This window comes from Nitrosospira sp. Nsp2, assembly GCF_003050965.1.
GTDB lineage: Bacteria > Pseudomonadota > Gammaproteobacteria > Burkholderiales > Nitrosomonadaceae > Nitrosospira.
In genome coordinates, this window is sequence record NZ_QAOU01000001.1 from 407,145 (window position 1) to 429,136 (window position 21,992).

Here is a 21,992-nt window from a genome sequence, read left to right on the forward strand (position 1 = left end):
ATCACTCCTGAGTATCCAGTTCAAGTTCGAGCCCCAAGGCGGCGGCAGTGGCTACGAACCATGGTTGATTCTCGACTCGGATATGGGTTTCATCGAGCATCAAAATTGTCCACCCGGCTGTGTTCCAGATGCTGATCAGGTCTTCCTGATCCGGCCTAAGAATCACCAGTTGGGCCCGAGGCCAGGCCATTTCCGCATCTGCGACGACCTCGCCTTTGCCGTTGACCAGCTCCCACCCCACTTCGGGGATGACGGCACCCGCACGTGCAAGCAGGGCCAGACCGGGCTTAAGCTCATCTAGCACCTGCTCTAACGCCTCCAGCCACGCCTGCTGCAAGGCAGCATGGTCGCCGGGGCGTACCGGCGCAGCGGCTTCTCCAGTTGTCATCACGCTCAAGCCATCGTAATCATGGGCATCCAGGCCTTCCGCAGTGGTTAACAACATACCCGGCAGGACTTGCATTGCGTTGTACAGCTGCAGCCATCGGCGCCAAGACCTATGTAACACCTCTTCGTTCGGTGCGGCCGACCCGTCCAGCAGCACAACACCCGGTGCTGACCAGCGTTGAGCAGGAATGAGGCCTCCGGCCAGCGCCAGAGGCCAGTATCCAATCAGCAAGCAGGGGTCACCCGCCCTTGAGACACTTGGTGCGAATCCCGTACCCGAAAAACCGGTCCCGGGCTCAACAACGCTCTCCGGCAACCGGGGCAACCAGCGTGTCAACTGCTGTTCACAGTCGGTCCTATCGGTCGGCGTTGAGGGCACGGAAAGGAAAGACAGCCACAAGGCATTGCGTTGCAATGGTTCTAGCGCAGCATCATTTTCTTGGCCCTCGCTGGCCGCCGCCAGCCACTGCAACAGGCGAGCCACGGCATGCTGGGTGTAGGCTTTTTCCTGTGCTCTGGGTACGGTGTTCGGTGCCCGGCTGCCGTCGTGGCGTGACATGGCCACCAATGGCGATTCCAGGTCGGTTTCCAGTACGCCATCAAGCGCCGCCACGACATCTTGATGCGTTACCGACCACACCCAAAACGCACTACTGTTCACAATGGCGCTGCGTTTGCGCGCATCCTCGCTTATCTTATCCTTGTGATACACCCAGCCATCACAAAACACCGCAATGGGCCGGCGTCTCGAAGTCGCCGACCACGGCCAAATCATAAAATCCGGTTTGCTCCAAACCGACACGCCCTGGGCGGCGTCCAGCTCGCACTGAGGCTCAATGCGGTAGCGCTGTTTGCCCACCTCCAACACATAGCCGGATTTTCCATTAACGATATCGGAAACCAGCTTGACGACGGGCAAGCCGCCGGTGCCCCCCAGGCGTTTCAGACTTTCGATGAATCTTGCTTCCAGCACGGAATCAAAATTCGGATTGATGTAGATATCCGATATGGTCTTGACCCGTTCCAGCTCGCCCAACGAATTCACCAAGTCTGTCATAACGGACTTTGCGGTATCGCGCGACACCAGTTCCATGTTGCGTCCCAGCCGGTACTGATACAGGCAGCGGTAGCAACCGTCCTTTTCGGGGTCGTGATTACAGCTGCATGTGGTGAGCGCATCAAGCGCCATCCGCAGAATATCCGCTAGGGTTTTCGCATCTTGCGCCAGCAACTGGTGCAAGTAGCCGGTGCCGCCGGGCACTGAATCGTAGAGCAACACATAGTGCTTGCGCGGGCCGCCATCCTTGCCGGGCTCGTCTTGCAGCACCATGCGCAGATGGTCCACTTTGCCGCCAAAGCGTTTTTTCACGCCCAACTGCACCGCCGCCATGAACGACTGCACCACACGTTCGTCGACCCCATTTTTGGTGTAGGGCACGAGAATCCGCAGAGCCTCGGACTCGAACTCGCGATACAAGTACAGACAATCCAGCAAGTTGGCAGGGTCTTCGCTACCATGCTTAGGGCAATCAAAACTGTGGGTCTGCTCCTGGGCCTGGCCATTGCGACGTATCGGTTTCTGAACCTTGCCGCAATGCCTACACAGACAAAATCCGGGCCGCGCCGACTCAACGTCGGCCACTTTGAAGGCTTCGCCTGGCTTGGCGAGCTCACCAAAATTGACATCCCGGAAGGTGACGCGGGAGATGAATTCAAAGCCGAACGGCAAGTCTCCCGAGGATATCTGCCAGGCTTCCCGGATGCTGGAGGGTAAAAAATCCGCCATCAACTGGCGCACATAGAATTTCGGCTCGCGGTCCTCAATCGTATCGTCGATGCGCACATCCGCATCATTGCTATTGGCAATCGCTTGCTTGAAGCGCAGCAGTGTGCGCTTCTGCGCGGCATCTGCCCACATCGCATCGCCGCAATGTGGGCAAACGGCGTGCTCGACCGGCTCCTTACCCAGATGCTGCATGTGATGGCAGGCTGGACAAAAGCGCCAGTTCTCGGCCTGCGCCAGGTTCATATTGATTTGGTCAACCTGCACGCGGCGCTGATTGGCATAGAAGCGGTTTTCCGGTGCAAATTCAGACAAGGCAGACTGGGCGGGACGCTCGTACTTGAGCGTTTTTAAGGTGACATAGGCGCCCGAGCCCGGCTCGTCTGGTTCTCGCTTGCGCCACAACACCGATTTGAGCTCAATGCCCGCTTCAGGGAATGCGTAATTCGGAATCAAGCCGGCGTCCGTCAGGGTATTGAGCAAATCACGTCCGTTGATTTCCTTGATGAGCTCCAGCATGGAATCGCGCTCGCGCATCAATTGGTCGCCTTCTGCCTGTGTGGCTTCATCCTGCGGCCTTTGCTTGAGCCTGGCGCGGACCTTGTCCAGCTCATCCTTGCGTTTCTTGTAGGTGCAGCGCTCCTCGACCAGTTCCTCCAGCACCTTGGTCAGGCGGGTACGCAGGCCGTCCCCTTCGCCTTGGCCCTGCATGGTGTTCCATAGGCGCTCGCGCACCCTGTCGGTTGCATCTTCGGCCAGCAAGGCCATGAACGCATCAAAAAGTCGCTGCTCATGCTCCAGCACATAGTCACAAAAGATATAAGGAAAACGGTCCCGACGGTCCTGTTGAACCGCATCAAGCGCCTGCGAGGTTTTTTGGGGCAAGGCAATCATATTGCTAAGACTCGCCGCCCAGTCGTCCATGCAGAATGCAAACAGCTGGCGACGAAGCACTTCAGCTGCCTGCAGGAAAATCCCTGGCGGGCTCACTTCGCCGGCAATCATCTCCTGGGTTTCGGAGAAAAAATACAGGTCGTGCGGGCTATTGCCATCGGCCAGCGTCGTGGCCACGGCATTGCCATCCACACGACCCGCGCGGCCTATCCGCTGCAGGAAGCTCGCCTGGGAGGGCGGCACCGAACACAACAAGACGGAGGACAGGTCGCCAATATCCACCCCCATTTCCAGAGTAGGCGTGGCTGACAGTAGGTTTTCAAACCAGGGTTTCGGATTTTTATCCTTGAAGCGCTGTTCTAACGCTTCGCGAGCGGTACGTTCAAGCAGGCCTGTGTGCTCCGCGGCAATTACCCGGCGCAAACTTCCCTGACTATAGCGATGGGCCCACCCGCCGTCGGTTTCGGGCACCCGTACTTCGTAAGTGGATTCCACGGCGTCCAGGCAGGGCATGCCGAGAAAATGCGCCACTTCGCTTCGTGGTACGGCAAGTCTGCGTTGACTACCAGGGGTGGCAACGAACGCAACATCGGTATCCAACTGCAAGGCATCCGGGTTTAGGGCCAAAGTGTCGCCCAAATGGTGCGCGGTCAGGACAAGAATACCGTCCGCCCGCAGAACTTCCAGCGCGACCCGATACATGTCGCCCGTCATACCCGCTGCCAGCAAGGTTTGCTGGCCCAATACCCTATCCGCCCAGCGTTCATACCAGATGGCACGGCCGCGCTGAGTCAGTTTGTCAAACTCACGCTGCTTGCCCAGCGTCAGAAACACCGGCTTGGCGGTGTAATCGCCCATTACGGGCATCCAGCCGCCACGCCCGGCGCCCCTGAGTAGAGCATAAACATTCCCATCCCCGGCGTAGTTGGCAAGTTCCGGATGCATTACGCCACCCCGGCGGCGCATGTGGGTCAGCGTGCCCCATAACCACTGGGCTACGGTTTTCTGGTCCAGCCCGTGCGCACCAAATTGTTCTCGCAGTTTGGGGGTCAGGAATTCCGCCACCCTCATCAGACGCTCCCAAGGCACGGATAAGGTTGCCTTGCCGATGCGCTCCAGCGTGCGGCCGCGCGTACTCAAATACGTCATTTCACTGACGGCTTGCCAAAGCAAACGCTTCTTGACCCTGCCCGGCAGGCGGCTACCCGCAGGCAGACGCAGGTGCTCAGGCAATTCCGTTGCCCAGTCACGCTGCCAGGTCATGTTCGGCCCGATGAATTCGGACACCAGCCTTTCATCATCCATGTGCAGCACAGAGCCAGGATGGTCGAACTGTGCTTTGGTGCGTGCCAGGAACTCCGACCAAGGCAACGGCACCTGGGCGACCTCGTCCATGACCTGGGCGAGCGCCATGCGGACGTTGTTCAGATAGGTGCGAGCACCGAAAAAGCCCGCACGGTGGGCGGCGTCCTGTACCGAATCGGAAAATGCAATCAGCTTCTTGTCGTCGTTGAAGACGCTTGCCCAGGTGGCCTCGACCACTTGTGAGCCCAGCGTCGCATTGCGTGCGCCCAGCAAAAGGAGTGCATTGCGCTCGCCACAGGCAGGGCAGGTATTATCGTGTCGCGTAAACTGGGCTTGGCCAAATACTTGTGAGCGTTGTGCTGTTACCCTGAATATCGACAGCAGCTCCTGATGCCCGCAAGCGAGGCAAGCCCCATCGGTCGCCTGGAGATTGCCGCAAGCCCCACAGACGCGTTGCGTCACCCCGTCCACATGGGATTGTCTGACGCTGGAAGAGGCATAGAATCGTGCCACTTCGGGCCGCCCAGAAAACCAAGTGTTATAAATTTCGTCCAGTTTGGTCGACAGCTTGCTGGTGCCTTGCACCAGCCGAGATAACCACCCAGTAGTTCGGCACTGGGTACATTGCACCATCGGCAGATAGACGCCATCGCGCTGGCTGGGCAGGTCGCGTTCGCTACGCAGAACGACATCGTCGGGCCGCATGCTTAACTTGCCGACCATGCGCCGCAGCTCGCGCACCCACAGTTGCATACGCAATGTCACTAGCGGCTGGTTTCCGTCGCGCAAGGCCCAGGCCACCAGCACCAGTAAGGCATCCAGCACTCGGCAAATCTGGGCGTCCGTCGCGGTGGGCATATTGCGGGCAAAAGCCTGTTTGAGTTCGGCGGCATCGACGACACCACCTTTCAAGTGCTTGAGCAGATTCACAAACAACTGATGCTGCTTGAGCCGCTGGCCTAGCACCTTGCGCCATGCCGGGTCTTTTACATCAACCGGCTCAGTTTCATTCGGGAAAAACAGGTCATACCAGTCTTGTACGGCCGCCTCGGGCGAAGCATAAAGACTGGGTTCCAGCCGCGTGGCCGCTTCGGGGCGAAACGGGAACATATAGTCCACCGTGGCATCTTCCAGAAAATCGCCCACACTTTGACGATTTTCAGTCACAACGGAGTCAGGTCCGAATGGCACCCCAAAAATCTGACGCGCATAATCGCGTAAAGGAGAGGAATCGGAGGCCCCACCCAAGGTTGCGGAAGTGCCCGCACATATCAGGTGGCCCGCGGGTGTTTTCAAACGCGCCCGCAAGCGCCGCAGCAACAAGGCCAGATCGGTGCCTTGTGCACCATCAAAGGTGTGTAGTTCGTCTACCACCACGTAACGCAGGGTCTCGGGCGTGTTCGCTGACCAAAGCTGACGGTCCTGGGGCCGTAGCATCAGGTAGTCAAGCATTTTGTAGTTGGTCAGCAAAATATCCGGCGGCTGCTTGCGCAAGGTATCGCGGTCAGAAATGACGTTGTCAGGCGTCATTACCATACCTGTGCCGGGCGCGTCTTGCCGGCCACCCACATACAGTCCAACACGCAACTGAGAAAATGCTGGCACTGATGCAAGCAACTGCGCAATACGCTGCGCCTGGTCGCTGGCCAGCGCATTCAGCGGGTAGATGACCAGCGCCTTGATGCCGGCCTCACCCGTCGCGCGTACCCGAGCGCAATAGTCGAGCACGGGGTACAGAAAACACTCGGTTTTGCCGCTGCCCGTGCCGGTGGCAACCAGGGTGCTGGAGGCCATGTGCTGTGAGGACAGACGATTCCATGCCTGTTCCTGGTGGCTGTAACTGGGATACTGGGTCTCGAATGTAGAGAAGAACTTTCTGCCATGCGAACCATCGACAAACGGCAGGCCGATTTGCACATAGGGGCCTTTGAGCCAGGTGGATTCATCCTCCACGAACCGGCTCATCAAGCCATGCATGAAGGCATCGGCCGGCTCAAAGCCAGCAATCAGAAACTGCTTGAGCCCGGTCCGGATGTCTTTGGTCAGGAGCGATGGTAGCATGGGATAACGTCTCTAAAACTCAGATATCAACGCGACATTTCACGGTGAAAGCCTCTTTCCGAAGAGAAATGAGTGTTATTCAGCAATCAGTTCTTACGGTTTTTCAATGCTTCGCTAGACACCCGCCATACGATTGGGGTCATGAACTCCGCAGCAATCTTCTTCATAGGTTCTGAAATACGCTCCACCATCACGCCGCTACCCTCAGGCTTAACAAGAACCCGATATAGCCATCCTTTTCCGCCTAGGCTCGCCAATACCTTCCGTTCGTTATCGGTAATGTAGAAATCGCTGTCTGAAACGGTTGTGCTTTTCACTTCAATACAGCGCTCCTGGCCTGGCCACGTGGATTCAATGTCGTAACCGCGAGCCACATCAGTCAGGGCAACTCGATTGACGTACTGCTGAGGGTCGGGGCATCCGCATTCGCGTAAACGTTCAAGCTCATCCAACACCACCAACAACTCACCAGCTTGTCCCACTTCGGAATTGCGCTGCAACTGATTTTGCAGCTCTTCAGCGGATACCGGCGCCACTTTGTGTTCAGCTGCTTGCCCATGTGTGGGTAAGCTCGGGTCCACGATAACCTGACCATTCTGTTGCGGTGCAACGCCTAAATACACTGCCAACAAGTCACCGATGTGTCGTGTTCGTGGAATAACTTGTAGCAAGGGATTGCCCGGCGAGGGGTTAAGAAAAGGCGCGTGGTGCCCCAGCACACTACTCCTAACACCTTTTTTTGGGTCGGTATGAGTCGCTTCAACGATTGCGAGGCCGTCAATTAAGGTTTCAAGCTCTTTTCCATCCAGAGTCTTTCCACGCATCAAGAAGCAAATTTTCCCTTGATTCATGGGAACGGCTATCTGGGCGTCTTGATAGTCCGGAAAAGTGAATATCCATGTCGTCGACTTTTTATTGTTTTCCTTGTCACGGCCAGAGTCGTGCGTCAGTGAAGCGCCGAACTGCTGCTCAATGACATTAATAGCATCCCAAATTTTCTGCGCAACATTTGACAAGGGCCGCTTCGGTATAGCCGTTAATTGGACAGTCACTCAAATATCTCCTGAGTTAATTATTTTGCTATTCATTGCCAAAATGCCTCCATGCAATTTGGTAGTCCTCTTCACGGTCAGCGCGAGCGAATGGAGCGACATAGCGGCGCTCCACGGTACGGGGACCGCCCGGTAAGGTGTCGTCCTTGACCCATTCCGTCACTACCGCTCCGTCAGGAACCAGCCATTCATCGTTTTTGCAGAGGTCTTCCCAGCCAAAGTTGCCTTCGCGGGTATTGCCATCTGGCGTCTGAATGCGGGTACGTGAGGTGGTTCGACTGCCTTTTCGGGGCAGCCCAACACCTACCAAGCCCTTGCTGTTGGTGAACACAATACGACCATTTATGTCGTACCAGGTATCGCGCTCGTAGCCCTGCATCACTGGGAACTGGACGCGGTAGATGAGCAGAAGCTCATCGAGTGTAAGACCCAATTCCTGGGCGACGAGCACATCGATTTCCACCAAAGCCATGCGACGCGCGTAGTTGCTACGTAGGGCGGATTCGCGCGTCCAGGTACCAGTGAGGTTTTGCCAGAAGTCCTGCGGAAGACGGGGGTTGCTTGGTTGGCTCCATGCCTGCTCGGCGAAACACATGTCAAAAGTTTCCTCCCATAAAACGGAATAATGGGAAGTAACGGCTATAAGCGACAGATATCGAGCAGAAATTCCCGAGCCTTCAAGTATTGGCAGTTTGTCAGCAAGGTCTCCTCTAAAGTCTGCTTTACCCGAAATTTTTACCAAAAAATCAAAGGGAATAGATACTGCTCCCGAAGAAAAAGACACAAGATTCTTTGGGTCTTTAAAGGCTATCGAAAAACAACCATCAATATGGGCAACTTCAGGCGGGGCAATAATTCCAATAGCTGTGCGTTCCATTGAAATGCTAATAGCTCGCCGATGGACGTGTCTAAAATACTCTGTCACGGCCTTCGGGGCGGTCTCTCCTTCCCCTACCCAACTGACCTTTGGCGTGCGGCGCAAGTATTTGGCGCGGTCGGCCATAGGCAGGTAATTAGTACGCGGCAGATAATCATCAGGCAGCATTTCGAGTTCTATGACGTCGTAGTGTCCTTTTTCGGTGCATACCTTTCGTGGAGTTTTGTTGAATGGATTCGCCACAAAAAAATGCGGACCGGACAATACCCATTCCTCCAGCGTAGCAGCAAAACCAGCAACGCTTGCAGGACGACGACTGATGGTTCCGTCTCGTTGTGCGTACGTTTCATCAAACATGACTGTAGAAAAATACTCGTCTCCCAGGTCTGCCAGCCGCCGCGGATAAGCAGCAAGTTTGGCCAGGACGCTGCTTAATGCTCCAGCATGCAAAGCGGGCAACCGCGCGCGGTGTGCTGGTGTGTCGGGTTCATCGTAAAGCTGAGCAAAGGTCGCTAGAGCTTTATCATTGACATGCACAATCCGGTCTTGATGTCCGTTCGTGTTCCATTTTCCATCGTCCTTCTTGATTCCGCCGGGCAAGCCAGTACCGTCATGCTGATAAGAAGCGTCAACCGTGGCGGGTACAAAGAGGTTTGCAATATTGTCGAAATCAACGAACGGCCTCAAAGCACCGTACACATTGATGCTGTATTTAACCCGGTGTCCGATGGGGAATAGCATTTCTTGATTTTGGAACTGGAAATGCCGACGCAAACGGCCATACATAGCCTCGCGTAAGGCTCCGCCCTTAGGGTCATCATAGGGCCCTTCTGGGTGCAGCAGTCCCGTCACACCTTCTGGACTATTTAGCCTCCAAGCCAATGGCATGAAGCATTTGTACAAATTGGTTTGTACACCTTTCAGCAGCGGATAGTTCTGTACGGCATTCAGGAAGCTCTGAGTACCTTCGGCCTCCTGCAACTCATCCGTCCAGGCTTCCTGCACTCCGTAGAATTCCTCGAAAGCGTCGGCTCGCAGCCTTGCCAAGTCGCTTGCGCTGATGTTGCGCACTGCAAACACCGGATTGTATTCACCCAAGACGCCGGACTCGTTCCACTCCACCTTCAACCAGGGCGGATTTCCCAGTATCACGTCAAATCCGTCGTGCTGCAGTAACACATCGGCAAAGCACAGTTCCCAGTGCATGAAGCGGCGCGCCTCGGCCACGGCTTCGACTTGTGCGACACGCGGAAAATGCTGGCGTAATTTACTTATACGCAACTGACCCAGCGTATCGTGCAAGCGGACGTGGTCATCGGCCCGGGCGCGCAAGGTGAGCTGGACATCGAAGCCCGAGAAGCTGGGCTGGTTTGGCTCAAACCCTGAGGGTTTGTCATTGCCGACAACTTGTCCAGTCTCCGAAAAACCCAAGTCCAGCCCCGCTTGCTGCGTCATATCGACTACATTGCCTTCAAGGATGGCACCAAGCTCCATCCACCACGCTTCGCGACTGGGCAGGTGCTGGCTGGCTGTGATGGGCCAGAACCACAGGGTGCACCAATAATCCATGACGAGCTTCAGGCGCCGGAATGGCGTGGCAAGGTCGCCATCTTCGTTTAACAAGCCTTGCCGGCGTATGGCTTCCTTTTGAGCCCGATTGATGCGGTGCGTATCATCTGAAACGTCGTTATCTGGCTGCGGCCAGACAGTCGATATGTCTTCGGTGCGTCTCCGATCACGCGCCAGCGCCCGGGTGTGTTCCTGCCATAACTCCTGCACCCGCCTGCTGAGCTGCTGCAGGCGGGCAATTTCATAATCGGACAAGGGCGCGGTAAACGCTTTGCGCCAGCCCTTGAGTCTTTCAAAATCCTGCGGATACAGGGCTTTGGCCGTCTTGTCGGTGTGGTTGGCCATGCCGGGGTCGGGCAACAGGAAGTGCCAGATTTCGTCGGCGCTGCGGGGTTGCTCTGCCGTGACCGAGCGCGGCGGCTCTTGATGCCAGGCGGGTTTGGCCCCTTTTAGCAGGCTGCCGGCACGGTACACCTGGTGGCGCGCACCTATCAGGCTATTTCCGGCAAATAACTGATAACCAAACCACGGCACCCTGGCGGACTTAGGTTGACCATTGGCGTCCGTCTCGCCATAAATGGCATTTAGCCACAGTGACACCTCGGCAAGTTCCACGGCCACGGGATTCAGGTCTACGCCAAAAACATTCCGGTCAGCCAGGTACATCCGCACCTTCTGCAGTTCATGGGGGTAGTCCTCATGCGGGATGCGGCGCCCCAGCTCTGCCTGCTTGCGCTCCAGGTAGGCTTCGGCCAGTTGATTAACACCTTCGTTCAAGAATGCGGCACTGCCCATGGCCGGCTCGCACACTGTCACGCTCAGGATATCGTCCGCCTTCTTGACCCGACCGCCTTCGAGCAGCTCCTTCAGTGCATACTTGACCAAGCACTGGGTAAGTACCTGCGGAGTGTAGTAGCTGGCGCTTTTCTGCCGGTCGCGCCCGGCCAGGCGGTAAATGAAGCGCCCGCGTTCATGCTTCCGCAGCACCAAGTGGCCGGCGTCATTGCGGTCATAGACTCGTTCGTCCTCACGGTATTCATCCAGGCGGCTGGCAGGTATGAACCAGGCGCTGTCCAACAAATCCGCTGAGGCGCTCGAGGCCTGGCTTGATGAACTGCCCCTTTCTGGTGCCATGTCATCGCTATCGTCATCCTCGTTGCTGTCGTCATCGTCGGACGCCGTTACCGCCTTTGCTCTCTTAGGTGCCGGTTGTACCTCGTATAAATCTTCTGCTGCAAAAAAGCCGCGATAGCTCAACAAGGCTTCGTAGACCGCACCCAATTGGTTGATGGACAACAACTGGTAGCTCACACGCCCCCTGCGCTGACCCCGGCCTTGGCCTCGGGTCAGGGACATCAGGCGGATGATGCGCTGCCAGATATGATTTGGAAACCGAACTTTGTGCAACAGCGGCATAGTGCTGTCGTCAAACAGGCGGCTATCCAGTGGCGCCAGCGCAAAAACGTCCTTCGCGCCCGCCGTGCTCACGCCCAATTCGCGTTGCGTGGTTTCACCAAGGCCACAGCCCGTGGCAACCAGGCCAAAAAGCTGCCGCAATGTGGTGTCGAAATACAGGCCATTGTGTGCGCTGGGTGTGGTGAGGGGCTGCATTTCCAGGTCGCGCAGGCTTTCCAGGCTGTACCCCTTCTGGTAGACCTCGCTTTTTGCAATGGGCACATAGGACAGCTCTGGACGCGCCTCTATATAGAACATGAAGAGCAGCCGGTACGCCATGCGCAAGCATTCCATGCTGAGCTCATCGGCATCAAGCTGGTCTTTTCCACTGAAAAAGCCTTTTTTGGCGTTTGCCGCCTGTTGGCGCAGCTGGCGTGCCGCTTCATTACCCAAGAGTTCAATCGCTTCACGCAGGGCGTATTTCAGGTCTTCACTGACCCCAAAGGCGTGCTTGTGAGCGTTCTCATCCAGAGATTGCAGCAGGCTGTCGCCCGCGCCCGGTGCAAGGCTGTCCTTGTGCAGAAACACCGCGCAAGCCTTGAGCGTGTCGGCATCCTTACGGTCAAGGATTTTCGCCCAATTAAAGCGTAGTGCTCGGTTATTGGGCCATTTGTAGCGGTCAATCAGCAGCCACTCGTCCAGGCCTACCAGCACCACATATCGCGGTGCGGATTCTGCGGCGAACACCGCGTCGGAGAGCAGGTCGGCCCAGGTTTCATTCTTCAAAGCGTTGGGAATGGGCTCATCCCCATAGAGAAGGCCAGCCAGAGTGTGGTCGAGCAAGTCTTCTTGTTCTGCACCCGGAAGATAGGCGGGAATGACCGCCAAGCCGGGTAGCTGCAGAGTCCACAACGGAATGGACAAGCCCGGCACTAGCTCATGGCGCCGCGGTAAAGCCGCAGGTTTCGTGTAGCCCAGCGCTTGCAGCAAACCTGCCTGTATCTCGGTAAACAATTGCCAGCGATGCTTGTCGTCGCCCGCCCGGTGGACTTGGCTGTGCAGGCTAAACCACTTCTGGGCCCAGGTTTGCAGGCGCTTGTACGGAGCACGATGTGTTTCATCACCGGTATGCTCGGTCTCATCGGCTTCCCAAGCATCGAGCTTGTCCTTGATATCGCCCTTGAATACCTCAGCGAGGTAGTGATGGCTATAGAACTCATTTTCATTGGTGATACCGGCGAAGGTCTGAACCTCTTCCAAAATAGCCATGGTCAGGCTCGCGCGAGAGAGGTTTGAGGATGGCACACGGCGGCTAGTACCTGTATCCAAGGCTGTGGCTCGGTCGACAAAGTGTCGTGCACCCACTGACGATAGTCATCAAAGACGCGGCTGATTTGCTGGCTGCGTTGCTCGAAGCGGCCGCGCCTGACAGTTTCCAGCTGCGTTTGCAGACTGAGCTCAAGCTGTTCCATCTGCCGGCCTTGCAAGCGCTGCAGTTCCTGAAGTGTGCCCGCCAGCCGCTGCTCAAGCGCTGCAGAAAAAGACGCCTGCTTATCGAGCATATGGACTCGCATCATTTGAGCGGCATTCGGCAATGCCTGCTGCATGGAGTCAATCACGTTATCAAGCTCTGCGGAGTATCCTCGGTTGGGCAGGCCCCCCGCCTTGATGCCGATGCGTGCGGCGAAGGAATCGAAGGGTTCCAGCGAAAAATCGCCCTGGGCTCGGCGACATGCCACCTGCCATTCCACCAGCATAGACTGGCCCTTGCGGTTGGGCACCAGCCCCATCAAAACAATGGCTTGCTCGTCAGGCTGCATGGCGGCGCTTTGCAGCAGCGGTGCTTTGTGGCGACCGAAATGCGTCAGTACGCGCTCGCCCAGCCACTCCATGATGGGGTGCTGCGGCCACAGGTAATGCAACTGGGGCCAGGACTCTTCTTCGGCCTTTGCCTGGCGTGCGGCCTCGATGGCTTCGGCCATGCGCTGCGGGTTGGTGGTCAGCGAATAATGGTCATTGGCAGCCTGAACCTCGCCCGGCAATTGGCGCAGGCGCTCTTGCAAGTCGGGCGGCGCCGTCAGGGCAATGACCTGTTCGGCGTCTTCTGCCGACCACTGGCACAGCAACTGGCCGTGGTTCAACAGGGTCAACGCGGTTTTGGCGTAATGATAGTCGTTGGTGAACAAGGAGGTGGGTTCGTCTATGTCAGCCAGGCTATTACCTGGTTTGTCGGTTTTCGCCCCGGACGCAGCAACGTCGTCCTGCACGAGGTTACTTGTATCATCCCCTCCGAACAACTGCATGAGCCAATCGCCCTCGTTGCTGTCCTCTATGCTGGCGGCCTCGTCCATATCCGCTTCGACTTGTTCAGGCGTCAGGCCGCTGGCCATGAACTCGCTGACTTTTGCTTCTTCTTTGTCGGGGTCAAAGACATTCAGGAAGGCGGAAGGGTCACCCAGATTCAGCAGCGCCTGCTCATCCTTCTTTTCAAGGATTTCAAGAATACGGAAGTCACCACGGATTTTCTCGTTGACGGTCTCCGTGAATAGATAAACGATGTGTGGCTGATGCGCTTGACCATATCGGTCAACTCGGCCATTACGCTGCTGAAACACCATCAGAGACCACGGCAAGTCAAAATGCACCAGTCGATGGCAGAAGTAATGCAAGTTCAGGCCTTCACTGGCTACATCCGAGCACAGCAGCACACGCACGGGGTCGTTAAGGCGCCCGAAGCATTCCACCAGCTCCTGCTGTTCGGTATCCGCCATCTGGCCATGCAGCACTTCAATTTGATTGGATTTGAGGTGCAGGTCGGCGCTAAGCTGTTCCCGCAGCCAATGCAGGGTTTCGATACGCTCGGAAAAAATCACCAGCCGGTCCGCAGCGTCAGATGTGGCCCATGCAAACTCAGCCGAGCGCAGATGCGTGAGCATACGTTGGTACTTGCTGAAGCTCGCCGCATCAGGCTCATCCGAGAGAGTCTGCAAAGCGTTAACCAAATCCCGCAAGCCCCACGCCTCGGCAAGCTCGTCATCGCTTGGAGTGTGCTTGCCCTGTAGCAGGGCTATTCGCTTTTTCGTCGACTCAAGCGCCGCCGCCGGGCTGGAGAACAGCGTTTTTTGCAATCCCACCCGCTGCAACTCGTTTTGCTGGCCCGGCTTGTGCTCGCCCCGCTGTGTGAAAGGCACGGCAAGCAAGGCTAGGTAAACCCCTTCTTCAGCAGCACTTGCTTGCGTATGCAACCGTGTGGTGTGACGCTCCTTGAACTCGCCCGCGACTTGGTCGCGAATATCTTTCTTGAAGCGACGAATCACCAGGCCCTTGCTGCGGAAATCGACCGGAGTGTAATCATCCGGGTCGGAAATAGCTGTAGGGTCGAGCAAGCTCATCAGCGAGGCAAAGCTTCGTGCTGAGCCGTCGTGCGGCGTGGCCGAGAGCAGCATCAGGGTGTCGGAACGCGTCGCCAGCAAGCGAGCCAAGCGTGCGCGCCGGGACAACCCTGTTTCACTCGCACGCGCGGCAACATTGTGACACTCGTCGATAACGATAATGTCCCACCACGCATTTTCCAAATAGTTGCGATACTCTAGATTACTCTTGAGGGTATCGATGGAAATGATGCTGCGGTCGAAATAATTGAAGGGGTTGTGATTTGCAGGGATGCGGTTGCGCACACGCGCAAGGCCCACTGAATCTAGGCGAACCAGCGGAATCGAAAAACGACTCCACCATTCTTTTTGGAACTGCGTCAGCATTGCCTTCGTGGTGACGACCAAAATACGCTTGCCGCGACCGCGCTGAATTAGCTCTGTGGCCAACACGCCGGCCTCCAGCGTTTTACCCAAGCCCACGGCGTCTGCAATCAGAATACGCGAACGCGTTTGCCGTAAGGCCTGCAACGCAGGGTCCAGCTGGTAGGGCATCAAATTCATCACCCCGCGATGACCAAGATGGATACTTTCATCATTGGGGACGCTGCGCCGTCGCAGGCTTTCAAGGTAGAGAATGGATGCGCTATAGGTCGGACTTTCGTCGGGCACGAGCCGGGTTGCACCCGGGTCGAGCACCTCTATTTCATCTTCAAGCTGTGTTAGGAACAGTGTCGAGCGCCCGCGCACCAGTTCAGACACCCCATCGCAGGTCAGCAGGCGACCGCCATCAGCAGAGGGGTCAACGCGGCGAATAAGCCACTCTTCGTCGCGGATAACGACACGAGCACCGGGGCCAAGCAGAAGCATGAGGGGAGTAAATCCTTGAGCGAATACTCCCACCAGCACATCCGGTTCGCAAACCGTTACATTTTCTAACCAAAGGCGGGAGACTTTCGCATTGTATCGTGCGTGACGCGATTATCACACCATTACCGCCTTGGCAACCAACGCCTACAGTCTCTACTACCCTAACGAGCTTACATTCCTCAGGGTAACTACCTGCCTCAAGAAATACCCGAACTTTGGTGAAGCTTGGAGCTTTAGAGCAAAACTCCCCTTACCCAAAAAAGGGGGTGAGTCTCGCCCTTGGGACTGGACTTCGGAGCCAGCTCATCCCACAGGGCCCAATGGTCGAGCGTACTACTTAAAGGGGCTACGTAGAGGAAAGGTAGAAATATGGTAGCAATGAAATAAAAAAGCGGTTAGGAAATTAATTAACCACTTGTTTTGAGTAGTGAGCGGCTCGAACGCTCTACCTAGGATTAGGAGCCCTAGGAGCAGTCATCCAACCACGTCACTGGTAACCAACTAGGGGCTTGCCTTTTCCTGGCGGCGACCCTAATCAAATGCCACTGAGCGGGCGAAAGCAGGCATTAGGGCGTAGAGGAGTCTATGACGATAATTAGATTCCAAGCTATTTTTAGATGCCCCCTCCCAGACTCAAGCCCCTGGTAGCGCAAGGACTACGCAATAAATATACGAGGGGGCGTCGGACTTGTGAGTTGGTTAAGAATGACCGTGTAATTCCTGTGTAATTGGGCAGCGAAAATTACGCAATTCACGAGAATTAAAGAGAACTAATACATTTACGATTAGCAGTAAAAATTTCGGGAAATCAAATTACTAGGAACAATATAGAAGTCATCAGACAATGTGAGTCGAATACTGTTAATCCGCAGGTCGCCGCTAAACGGCGTGTAAAAAGCCATGTCATATTTCACTAGGTCCCTTACTGGTCTCGTCCACGCCGTGCACAGACCAATTGCTGAGTGGCTTATAAAGAACACGATGTGGCTAAGCGCCCACTTATACCTGCTGAGCCGACAACGTTGCTAGTAGTTTCCTCATCTACCAATTCCAGCTCTTAGTACGGATTCGCTTCGGAGCGTATCCTTCATCCCTAAATCTGGAATACCCATACTGGTTCTCTGGTGTACCTCAGTACATTGGTAAATACTGCTGAGTTATTTATAATCGCGAAAGCTGATCGGTTCTATCCCTAATTAGTACCGTAATTTAACGGCGATTCTGCACTCCTCACCTGGTTGAACGTGGAGCTACGCATTCACACTTCGTTTCTACGCGATTAAAAACTTGACCGCACCGCGCACATCGATAAATGAATGAAGAAGACCTAGCGACACGGAGATTTCGTTTTGGCACGTTATAACCCGGACTATGATCCAAAGCTTAACCACGCTGCAGCTGCGAGATGGAGCGAGCGCTGTCTGATCGATGACGACTCGATATTACAGGATGGATTGAAGCTATGGATCCCTGCGCTGATTGAAGAGTTGGACCAGAGATTCGTTAAAAACCTTGACGAGGGCGAAGGTGATTTCTTCGAAAAGCTACGGGCCCAACTTTTCGAGGGATCAGCTGAATGTCTTAAGCTAATGGCAGAGGTCCTCTGGATCCTTATGCTGTTCCAGTCAAACGTCAGCGCGTCGAAAAAGAGGGCGAACGTCCGACTGGTTTGGTCCTGGTCGGGTGGCGAGTTGCCCGAGGATCATCCCATGCTTTCCAACGCCGTCCTTGAAGGGCTCGGCTCAGCAGGCACCGCGTACAACACACAACGATGGCGAGAGATTGCGTTTCTAGTTGCGGCGCTACTCGACTTTAAGCATCGTGACCGAGCCCAACGTCAAAACATGGTGAACGATCCATGGATGTTCACAGAATGGCTGAGTACATTGCCCGAAGCTCGAAACCGGCAGCTAAGACATATCCTGCCTCATCTCATGTTTCCGGACAGCTTTGAGCGCATTAGCTCAGCGAACGACAAGAGACTAATCCTCTCTGCCTTCGAGGGCATGACAGAGAAGGAGTTGCGTACGTGGGACCTGATCAAGATAGATCGTGCGCTCCTCGATCTGCGCCGGCGGCTGGAAACTGAACATTCCCGCGAGATCGATTTTTACGAGGAAGAGCTCTCCTCCACTTGGAAAAACTCAATAAAGAGCTGGTTATTGAGCTGGAACCCCAAGAAATGGCCGTGGCCCACCCTCGCCGCGGACCGTGCCAGCACCAACGCAGCAGAAGCTGTGAGGCATGGTTGGCGGTGCGCATCTTCCGCAGTCCGTGAGGGAGACCATGTGTTTTTAGTGCGGACCGGGGTAGATCCAAAAGGGATTGTAGCATTCGGATCCGTGGCACGCGGGCCCTATGAATCACTCCACTACGATGTCGAAAAGGCTCAGGCGAATAAAACCACTCAATTCATCGACGTGGATTTCACCGAGATCCGAGACGCGATGCAGGATCAGGTTGTGCCTCTGGAATCGCTTCAGCGAGAGGTGCCGGACCAGACATGGAATCCGCAATCATCCGGTATCGAGATCAAGCCAAAGGCTGCGCGCATCCTATCTCAGTTGTGGGCGGATTTATCCGCAGCGAGAACAGAAAAGCAACCAGCCGTGGCAAGGTCGGACAAAGCATCTGATCCCGGGGAGCCGCTGAACCTGATCCTCTACGGTCCGCCGGGTACGGGTAAGACCTATCGTCTGCAGCACACATATATGCCACGCTATTCCGGTAACGAGGGCGACCGCTTTGAGTTCATCACCTTCCATCAGAGCTACGCTTACGAGGATTTTGTTGAGGGCATCCGGCCGAAGACTATCAACGGGACCGTTACGTATGAGATCCGGCTCGGTGTCCTTCGGCGTCTGTGTGATCGTGCACGCAACGATCCCAGTCGCCGTTATGCTCTTTTTATAGATGAAATCAACCGCGGAAACGTCGCTAAGATCTTTGGGGAACTGATCACGCTCATCGAGGCGGATAAGCGTTTGCGCTTCGACTCGGATGGCAAGAAAGTCAATGGCCTCGAAGTCACGCTGCCGTATTCTGGTGACCGCTTCGGCGTGCCTGCGAATGTGGATCTGATTTGCACGATGAACACTGCAGACCGGTCAATCGCCCTGCTCGATACGGCATTACGGCGGCGATTCCGCTTTGAGGAGCTTATGCCGAACGCGAGAAATATCGACAGCCAGGGTTCAGGAACGATCCCCGACGGAGAAGGCGGTGAGATTGATTTGCGTCAGCTACTCAATGCGGTCAACGCACGACTCACGCATTTCCTGCACCGAGACCAGACAATCGGGCACGCCTATTTCACCAAAGTGAGAAATTTTTCTGATTTGCGCACTGTGATTGCTAAAGCGGTTCTGCCTCTCCTACAGGAGTATTTCTACGATGACTGGAGCCAGATACGCCTGGTCCTCGCCGACCAAACCGTCAACGATCGCGAATACCAGCTTGTGCGACATGTCACTGCTGGCCCTGTGAACTTATTCCCCAGTGCCGACTTCGCCGGACTTGGCGAGCGCCATATATTCGAGGTAACGCCCGAGGCGGAAATCACCCCTGACTCCATTCGCAAGATCTACGAGTCCCGCTGATGCGGCGACTGACCCTGCTAGAGCGAGATGCGATTCCTGTCGGAACAGACGACGGCCTGAGCGAAGCCGAGACCGCAGCATTTGCACGGCTTCAGCCCACCCTCCCCGCAGGCAGCATGAATTGGCAGCATCGCGCTATCCGCTTCGGACCCTTCTGTGGTGTTTTGCGCGCTGGCGATGTAACGGTGGAGTTACTACCTAAGATTGAGGATGGACAAGATTCGAACGAGGGCGCGCGCGGCCTACTGGTGGCTATGCTGCGCGCCACGGGGAACCTCATCGTGTCCAACGCGGGAGAGTCAACACTCGGGCAGCAGCGGCTTCATTTGCTGGATCAGTTCATTTTAGATTTCTGCTCTCGCGTGAGCACGGTGCTACGCGGTGGCGCAATCGCACACTATCAGGACCATGAAGAGAACCTGAATGCGCTCCGCGGCCGATTGATCCTAACCAATCACCTTCGGCGCAACGCCTTTGACCGATCGCATCTGTTCTGTAGCTTTGATGAGCGTACCACCGACAACCCACACAATCGCGCGCTGAAGGCCGTGTTGTCGGCCCTGCGCTCTAGCGCAATCAGCGTTCAGACCAGGGCCACCGTGACTGCTCTCTTGCATCGCTTTGATAATGTCGCCCTGCATCCAGTGACACCGCGAGATATTGCCCGGCTAATCTTTGATCGAATGACGAATAGTTGGAAGCCGATCTTCGAGCGAGCGGCATGGCTTCTGCAGGGCCTCTTTCCAGACGTCCGCAACGGGGAAATCGATGGCACGTGCCTGCTGTTTAATATGGAACGACTGTTTGAAGCATTCCTCGTCGTCAAAGTGCGGCAAGCATGGCGAGGTAGTCCGGAAAACAACTTTAAAATTTTGTCGCAAGGTCCGCCAAAGAACTTGGCGCAATCTGACACAGGCCCTGCTTTCAGCCTCCGGCCAGACGTAACCGTGATGGACGATGATATTGTAGTCCGGATCTTCGATGCCAAATGGAAGCGGCTTGATCCTAAAGCCTCTTCATTCGGCGTTTCGCCGTCCGACGCTTATCAGCTGGCTGTGTATGCCAGTCGATATAGCTGCGAACGTGTGGCGCTAGTATATCCGTCCTCAATAAGCTGCCCGCCCGGGCTTGTCGAAAGATATAGACTGGCAATGCCGGGGGCTCCTATTCTAGAGATTCACGCAGTTGATATCCGAGGGCTCGCACGTAACGGTTCACTGCCGCTGGAATTGAGACCACAAATAAAAGCGCCCATCCACTAGGCCAGCAGCCCTCAAAGTCCCTAATTTGAGCCTTTGATCATTGCAGTGGCCACTTTGGGCGGTTGTTGTGTGACCTACACTGCGGCTGATCGATCAGGATGGTATTGCCGAGCTACTGACAAGCCATTTCATAACTTTTGCGAGCGTTGAAGGATTCCTTTTTTCCTCTTAGACCTAGCAGCCCCGGAGACAGATATGGACTAAACATTAGGGCCTACAGCTTGGACGCTTCCCCCTACACGCTACCGCCACTGGGGAGGACAACTTCTCTGATGCCGTAAGCCATCTTGGGGTTCAAAATGCTGGTAACCCTCAAAATCAACTCATTCTTAATAACGTGCAGGACTTCATGATGTAGCATTTGGCCGCCCTTAATGCCATTTAAAGTGGGCGGGAAACTAAATGGGGATAAAAAATGTCGGCGAACAAAATAAAAACAGACAAGCTCGGTTATGTGTACGTTTTAGCTAATAGCGCTATGCCTGGATTAGTCAAGATTGGAAAGACAACGCGCAACCCATCGGAAAGGGCGACCGAACTCTCCCGCGCAACTGGTTTGCCTACGCCTTTTATTGTCGTGTACGAGCAATTGTTTATAGATTGCAGCTCTGCGGAAACTTTTGTTCATTCTTTTCTATTTCAAAAAGGTTTTAAACTTTCAAAAAACAGGGAGTTTTTTAATGCTCCGGTGAACGATGTAATTCGGGCGATCGCGTTGACTCATGGGGCAATTGACAGCGACTCGCAGGAGAATGAAGGAGGGGCAGAAAACGATTTGCTCCAAGAGGACGAAGAGGCTGAAGGTGGCACTTACATTTGGACCTCGGTTTTCGAGGAAGCCGAGAATTATTACTACGGAATTGGCGATTATTTGCAAGATTATGACGAAGCTCTTCGACTATATCGGCAGGCAGCCAAGTTGGGCTCTTTACCTGCGTACGGGAAGATAGGTGAGATACACAAACGAGGAGAAGGTGTGCCGGCAGACCAGAAAAAGGCGATTAAGTATTATAAAGTGGGAGCGGCTAAGGGAAGCGTGTATTGTTATTGGGCGATGGGTGTTCTATTTTTAGATGAAGGAAACCAAGAGAATGCGGAGAAATGTTTTTCAAATTTTCTTAAGAGCTACCCATCGTTTACCGACGAAAAGCATCTTACGAGCTTGCAACAGTCATCTATATTTATGGAAGCGGGATTCTTAATCAATAGGAAATTAAAATACGGATTGAAGTATCCAACCATTCTTGATACCTTTTTTAGCGGGGAGCGAACAGAGAGCATCCTGCACCACGCAAATCTGAATCTAAAAGACTACCGAACCACCAATGACTTAAATAGAGAAAACGATTTTAAAAAGGTGATCGATTATCTTCATTCTCTGCAGGGCATAGCTACCGGCACGACTCCTGAACCAGATAACCCTGATACTCCACAGCCGAAGCGCGGCTTTTTTGCCCGATTATTCTCTTAACCGGTAGGGTAATCCCCGCTTCAGTCGATTATCAGAAAGGCAGGAAACGGGGTAACTTTTGGGGTAACAAAAAGCATAGAAAACAAAGTAGCGATA

General features: G+C 55.0%; 7 protein-coding genes. 3 read left to right on the top strand and 4 right to left on the bottom strand.

Annotation, left to right across the window (positions count from 1 at the left end; translation table 11 throughout):
• Nucleotide 1 precedes the first annotated feature (1 nt).
• The 4 genes from C8R31_RS01865 to C8R31_RS01880 all read right to left on the bottom strand — a co-directional run bounded on the left by C8R31_RS01865 (nucleotide 2) and on the right by C8R31_RS01880 (nucleotide 15,564).
• Complete coding sequence (locus tag C8R31_RS01865) at nucleotides 2-6,430, bottom strand: DEAD/DEAH box helicase (RefSeq protein WP_107692365.1); 6,429 nt, start codon at nucleotides 6,428-6,430, stop codon at nucleotides 2-4.
• Between the two features lie 86 nt (nucleotides 6,431-6,516).
• Entirely contained in the window at nucleotides 6,517-7,482 is a 966-nt protein-coding gene (locus C8R31_RS01870) for a DUF3883 domain-containing protein (protein ID WP_107692366.1), read from the bottom strand.
• Between the two features lie 28 nt (nucleotides 7,483-7,510).
• Entirely contained in the window at nucleotides 7,511-12,592 is a 5,082-nt protein-coding gene (locus tag C8R31_RS01875) for a class I SAM-dependent DNA methyltransferase (RefSeq protein ID WP_107692367.1), read from the bottom strand.
• Between the two features lie 2 nt (nucleotides 12,593-12,594).
• Entirely contained in the window at nucleotides 12,595-15,564 is a 2,970-nt protein-coding gene (locus C8R31_RS01880) for a DEAD/DEAH box helicase (RefSeq protein ID WP_107692368.1), read from the bottom strand.
• 1,349 nt (nucleotides 15,565-16,913) lie between these two features.
• Between C8R31_RS01880 and C8R31_RS01885 the strand changes: the two genes are divergently transcribed.
• From C8R31_RS01885 to C8R31_RS01895, 3 genes are all read left to right on the top strand, one after another.
• Nucleotides 16,914-19,163, top strand: a complete 2,250-nt coding sequence (locus C8R31_RS01885; RefSeq protein WP_107692369.1) for an AAA family ATPase — start codon at nucleotides 16,914-16,916, stop codon at nucleotides 19,161-19,163.
• Nucleotides 19,163-20,425 carry an McrC family protein gene (locus C8R31_RS01890; RefSeq protein ID WP_107692370.1) on the top strand — a complete coding sequence of 421 codons (1,263 nt, stop codon included), beginning with the start codon at nucleotides 19,163-19,165 and terminating at the stop codon, nucleotides 20,423-20,425. The genes C8R31_RS01885 and C8R31_RS01890 overlap by 1 nt, the downstream gene beginning before the upstream one ends.
• 415 nt (nucleotides 20,426-20,840) lie before the next feature.
• Nucleotides 20,841-21,896, top strand: coding sequence for a GIY-YIG nuclease family protein (locus tag C8R31_RS01895; RefSeq protein ID WP_107692371.1), 1,056 nt, complete (start codon nucleotides 20,841-20,843; stop codon nucleotides 21,894-21,896).
• The last annotated feature ends 96 nt before the right edge of the window (nucleotides 21,897-21,992 follow it).